This is a genomic window from Flavobacterium xanthum (genome assembly GCF_900142695.1).
GTDB lineage: Bacteria > Bacteroidota > Bacteroidia > Flavobacteriales > Flavobacteriaceae > Flavobacterium > Flavobacterium xanthum.
The window spans coordinates 1-5,676 of sequence record NZ_FRBU01000072.1 but is presented as its reverse complement, the minus strand read 5'-3'; the positions used below and the strand labels follow the sequence as shown (position 1 = coordinate 5,676).

Sequence of the window (5,676 nt, the reverse complement as noted above, 5' to 3'; positions counted from 1 at the left end):
CTCTTCTTGTTCTTGACATAATTCTGCTAATTTAAGGTTTTTAATCCTATCTTAAATTCACACAAAAAGTTGTACGTTTTTTGGGGAGCAGCATATTTATTCTGAGTTCATTGATGTAATGCACAAAAGTATTTCCTTTTTGTTCGTTAATGACTTTAGATAAGTATTTGGTGTTGGTATTTAACTGTAAAGCTACTTTTTGAATCGAAATAGTTTTTTCTAAGAATCCTTTGTTAAGTTCAAATTGGGCTAACTTCTCTAATAACTGTTGAACTACCTCTACTGGAAGCCACTGTTGCTCTTGCATTTTATTTTCCTCTGCTGCACTATCGCTTTTTTCAGCTCTAGTACCACTTGCTACTATAGGTGTAGCAGGATGAATAATAGCCTCAAATCGTTTACGATATTGTTTTTTCAAATAATATTGATAACATATCAACCCACCGAGACTACCTATTAAAATCAAAATCCAGGTCGAAGAGGCCGATTGTTTTTTTTGCAAGGATTGTATCAAGGATTCTTTTTTTGCAAATAAATGAGGGGTATCATATTCTTTGAGTAAAACTTTACTTAGTTGTTTGTAGTCGCGTTGCAAAAGACTATCTATTTTCATAAATTTAGATAAGAATTTTAACTGCTTTTCTTTGTCTCCAGTTTGTTTATAATGCTCAATTAAATAAGAGTAACCACCAACGAATTCAGGTATGATTCTCTTATTTATAACATACATTGAATCTACTTTTATATAATTTTGAATCGCTTTTTTTTCATTACCCATACCAGCGTAAGACTTTCCTAAATAAAAGTAGGAAGCAAGTATATTGCCATAATTTTTATCTGATATTATTTGAGGTAATGCCTTATTTATACTATCTAAAGCAGCTTTATAGTTTTTCTTTAATACTTGATTAGCTCCTTCATTTAAAATGAAATAAGAAATATAGTATTGGTCTTTGGTCGCTTTCGACTCTTGATAACCCATTTTATTATAAAAACTTGTGGAATCTAAATTTTTTAATGATTTGTGAGCATCAGCTAAAGCGAATAAAACATTATGATATTCAGTTGCATACTCAGGAGACCTAACATTTTTCCCTTTATAGTAATTAAAACATTCTCTGTAAAGGACAAGCGCCTCTTCGACCTGACCTAATTCTTCAGAACGAAGCATTCCAATAGAATGTTTGACATTGTAATAAAAATCTAAATTATTCTTTTTTGCATACTTTTCAGCCAAAAAAAAATTAGCTAATGCTTCGTCAAATCGAAACTGCTTTTTTAGTTCATATCCTTTTTTGGAATAAGATAATGCTGGGAATTTTATATCATTTGTATTTGTAGCATACTTAATGGAAGTATCTAAATACTGTATGCATTTTGCTCCTTCAAATAAATGCGATAGTAAAAAATAACCCCTTGAAAGGTTTATGTTACTTTTTTGTATTTGTGCTCTTTTTATATAAGTATTAGCATAATGCAATTGCTTTTTGTCATTACCTCTGTTTTCAGTGAAGGCTTGCTTTAAATCTTCATAAGATAAATCAACTTGATTTCTTTTTGTGTTTTGCGACCATAAAAAATACGGAAACAGTACCAAAAGCACTATTTTCATGAATTGTCGGTTAGTCATTATAGTTTGTTTTGGTGCAAAAATACTGTATCTAGAATAAATTAGTAGTAAATAACAAAATTTTCGCTTGTTTATTAACATGCTGATTTTAAAATTTTTATAATATTAGATACCGGAATTCACGGAATTACAACACTGAATTCCGTGAATTCCGATAACAACCATTTGCACAATACTAATTACTATTCTAGTTTTGGCATCAGGAAAGTTAGAGTGTTTGGAGTAAGACGTTACTTTTAAATGTCGATTACTTTCCTAAGTCAATTGGCCAATTAAAAGGGAATAATTCAGCTGTACTGTAACCCTTTTAAAAAAAACAGAGTATGAGGTTTTAGGTAAAGCTATTTGTTCCTCAAAAAACAAAGCATAAGGGAATAATTCAGCTGTATTGTAACGCTTTTAAAAAAAAAGAGCAAAGAGTTATAAAGCTATAGTCTCTAAAAAAAACAAAGCATAAGGGAATAATTCAGCTGTATTGTAACCCTTTCAAAAATAAAGAGTATGAGGTTAAGTAAAGCTAATTGTTCCTCAAAAAACAAAGCATAAGGGAATAATTCAGCTGTACTATAACCCTTTCAAAAAAACAGAGCATGAGGTTCGGTAAAGCTATTTGTTCCTCAAAAAACAAAGCATAAGGGAATAATTAATCTGCAAGGTAACCCTTTAAAAAAAAACAAAGCAAGGAGTTGTGCAAAGCTATGGTCTCCATAAAACCAAGCACAAAAGTTCTCGAGAAATTTTTTTATTAAAAAAAATGTTTAATCTTGCTCGTCTCAAGACGGGTTTAAAAACTTAAAAAAAATGAATTTAGATAATTTGAATTTAGTTGAGCTAAATGCTCAAGAAGTACAAGAAGTGGATGGGGGTGTAGTTGGAGTTGATGATGTTTTACTAGCAGTTGGTATTGCCTCCGCAGTATTAATTATCGAAAATTGGTCAGATATTAAAAAAGGAGCATTAGACGCATGGTATGGTCGTTAATTACTAATCAATAAAAAATAGAACTATGACAAATAATAATGAAATTAGCACATTGGTAGACTTAAACACAAGCGAGCTAATGTCTATTGATGGAGGAGCACCAAGCCCCGATACAGGTTTTTTTTATGATGCTACTTACTATGCTGTAACTGGCACAAGAATTTACCTTTATTTGAAATGGGGAATTAATACCTATTAAATAAATATTTTTAACTAAGTCGGGAAATATATATTTCCCAACTTAAATTTTTTAGCTGATGAATATTAGAATAAAACATTATTTGGTGTTACTTTTCAAATGGTTATTAATTTTATTTACAATATGTTTAATGAAATTTTTAATTAATTTATATCCGAAAATTAAAATGATTATTATTGAATATTTCTTCTAAAGTTTTATTTCATTCGCTATCCTTAATAAAAGGACTTCTTAATAGGAGCTATTCTTTTCAATTAAAACTAGTCATCAGAAAACTTTGAACCCAAAAAGATGAAACTATCCAAAAACTTTTATTTATTATTTGGAATTATTTTTACCATAAACTTCTTGTACTCCCTTTTTGAAACCAAAAATACCTATGAATTGTTCTATTTCCCAGTAAATATTTGGGTCTATAGAGGCTATCGGCTATTAATTGCAATGGTGTTTATTAAAATATATTTCGATCAAAGGGAAAGCGCTACAAAACAACAAAACTAATGAACCTCAGCTCAGACCCTATAAACACACTAGAAAACTTCATTGCCAAAAACAAGGCCAAAAGCCTTTCCATTTATTTAGTAATCGTGGTAGCGGTATTGGTTTTTATAGCATTACTCCCTGTGATTAAAATTGAAATCAGCAGTCAGAGTCGCTGTATAATTCGCAGCACTACAGATAACGTTCCTGTAAGCAGTGTGGTGAGTGGCAAAGTAACCTTTGTAAAACTCAAAAACAATCAAGTGGTGCAGCAAGGCGATACCTTAGTAGCGATTACGCAAGAAAGCCTAAATACGGATAAAGCTACCAATCAAGTAGCTGCATCTGCTATTCAAGACCAAATTCATGATTTATCAAAAGTTACAAAAGGCAGAGCTACGGGTTTAAAAACCTCTGTTATGCAGCAAGAGTGGCTGAGTTACAGCGTTAAAAAAGAAGAGTTACAAAGTAAAGTTGCACAAGCCAAAATAGTGTACGATCGCGACAAGCAGTTATATGACAAAGGAATTATTGCCAAATCCGAGTTCGAAAAATACAGTTTTGATTATACGTATACAAAACAAGCGCTTTCTAGTTTAGAGAAAAGCCAACGCAGCATTTGGCAAAACAATAAACGAGAACTGCAAATGCAATTGCAAAACTTAAACAGAACCCTACAAAAAATAAAAGTTGAAGCTCAAAATTATTATATTGTTACGCCGCTTACAGGCACGATTGAGAATTTCTCAGGAATTCAAAGCGGCCCTTTCTTGAACGCCTCCCAACCTATTGCTACCATTTCAGCAACAGATAAACTTATTGTAGAAAGCTCAGTTTTACCAAATCATTTTAAATCCTACTTTTAGTTTACGACCATAAAAAAAGAGGAAATAACAGAAAAAATTTGCTTTTATTAGTTTCAGGTAAGTCATTATAATTGAATTTTTTACAAAAAAAAGTAACTTGTTGAAAAATACAGCTAAAAAGTAGCTGTTTTAGCAAGTTTTCAACTTATTGATTATCAATAATTTGGAAAATAACTTTGTCGGAATTCCGCGAATTTGCATAACAAGTATTTGCACAGCGGTACTAACTACACTAGTTTTGGCATCAGGAAAGTAAAACAGTTTTGTGTAAGACGTTAGTTCAAACCTAGAGTACTTTCTAAAATCAATTGGCCAATTATAAGGGAATAATTCAGCTGTATGATAACCCTTTCAAAAAAACAGAGCATTAGGTTTAGGTAAAGCTATTTGTTCCTCAAAAAACAAAGCATAAGGGAATAATTCAGCTGTACTGTAACCCTTGCAAAAAAAACAGAGCATGAGGTTTAGGTAAAGCTATTTGTTCCTCAAAAAACAAAGCGCAAGGGGATAATTCAGCTGTAATGTAACCCTTTTTAAAAAACAGAGCATGTGGTTTAAATAAAGCTATATGTTCCTCAAAAAACAAAGCACAAGGGAATAATTCAGCTGTACTGTAACCCTATAAAAAACAGAGCAAGGAGTTTGAAAGCTATGGTCTCAAAAAAACCAAGCACAAAAGTTCTCGAGAAACTTTTTATTGAAAAAATGTGTAATTTTAAAACTCTTGAATTCAATTAATAAATGCGAAAGTTAGGAATCTCAAAGAAAGATGAAATATTTTTTCAGAACAAAGAAAAGAAAATTAATTCTTTTCCCTGTTTGCTGAAATGGAAAAATTTATCTTACTTGCTCCTCGCCTAAAATTCGCAAAGTATGAAGCATTTTACCGTTGAACAAAGATACAAATTAGAATTTCTGATGCAACAAAACGTCAGCAAAGCGCAAATAGCTGTTGATATAAACGTGCACATTTCATCTATATATAGAGAGATAAAACGTAATTCGGACGAGCGTAACTCTAATTATAGAGCAGATCTAGCAAGTCGAAAATGTAATAAAAGGCACAAAGAGAAACCTAAAAATCAATGCTTTAGTAATGAAATTAAAGATTATGTCAGCAAACTAATCCAAGCCGATTACTCACCAGAACAAATAGTTGGGAAATCTTTAAAAGAAGGTATTAATTGTGTTTGCCACGAAACGATTTATAAATTTATTTTAAATGACAAGAAAAACGCAGGCGATTTACACAAGCATCTGCGAAGTAAAGTTAAGATCTATCGGAAGCGAGGTGCTTTAAAAGATAAAAGAGGATTGATAGTTGGCAGAGTTGGTATCGAAAATCGTCCAACTGAAGTAGCGGAAAAGCACAGATTTGGAGACTTAGAAATTGATTTAGTAATCGGAAAAGACCACAAAGGAGCCTTACTAACGATAAATGATAGAGCAACTGGGATGTTACAAATGAAAAAAATAGAGAGTAAAGATGCTGAGATTGTTAAAAAAGCTACTATTGAATT

5 protein-coding genes are annotated in these 5,676 nt (G+C 31.5%); 4 read left to right on the top strand and 1 reads right to left on the bottom strand.

What is annotated here, in order from left to right:
• Window positions 1-46: 46 nt before the first annotated feature.
• Window positions 47-1,630 (bottom strand): hypothetical protein, encoded by a 1,584-nt coding sequence (locus tag BUC11_RS16155; RefSeq protein WP_175547772.1) that lies wholly within the window; start codon window positions 1,628-1,630, stop codon window positions 47-49.
• Window positions 1,631-2,431: 801 nt separating this feature from the next.
• On the opposite strand from BUC11_RS16155, the gene BUC11_RS16150 reads away from it, so the two are divergent.
• The 4 genes from BUC11_RS16150 to BUC11_RS16135 form a co-directional block, all read left to right on the top strand.
• Window positions 2,432-2,611 (top strand): hypothetical protein, encoded by a 180-nt coding sequence (locus BUC11_RS16150; protein ID WP_073355717.1) that lies wholly within the window; start codon window positions 2,432-2,434, stop codon window positions 2,609-2,611.
• Between the two features lie 25 nt (window positions 2,612-2,636).
• Window positions 2,637-2,810 carry a hypothetical protein gene (locus BUC11_RS17045; protein WP_175547771.1) on the top strand — a complete coding sequence of 58 codons (174 nt, stop codon included), beginning with the start codon at window positions 2,637-2,639 and terminating at the stop codon, window positions 2,808-2,810.
• Window positions 2,811-3,310: 500 nt separating this feature from the next.
• Window positions 3,311-4,156, top strand: coding sequence for an HlyD family secretion protein (locus tag BUC11_RS16140; RefSeq protein ID WP_073355714.1), 846 nt, complete (start codon window positions 3,311-3,313; stop codon window positions 4,154-4,156).
• Between the two features lie 873 nt (window positions 4,157-5,029).
• Window positions 5,030-5,676 (top strand): IS30 family transposase (locus tag BUC11_RS16135; protein WP_073355713.1); only part of this gene is annotated, 647 nt, incomplete at its 3' end.

Coding starts and splice junctions, on each gene's coding strand:
- BUC11_RS16155 (WP_175547772.1), bottom strand. CDS start 1,630: ATGACTAACCGACAATTCATGAAAATAGTGCTTTTGGTACTGTTTCCG.
- BUC11_RS16150 (WP_073355717.1), top strand. CDS start 2,432: ATGAATTTAGATAATTTGAATTTAGTTGAGCTAAATGCTCAAGAAGTA.
- BUC11_RS17045 (WP_175547771.1), top strand. CDS start 2,637: ATGACAAATAATAATGAAATTAGCACATTGGTAGACTTAAACACAAGC.
- BUC11_RS16140 (WP_073355714.1), top strand. CDS start 3,311: ATGAACCTCAGCTCAGACCCTATAAACACACTAGAAAACTTCATTGCC.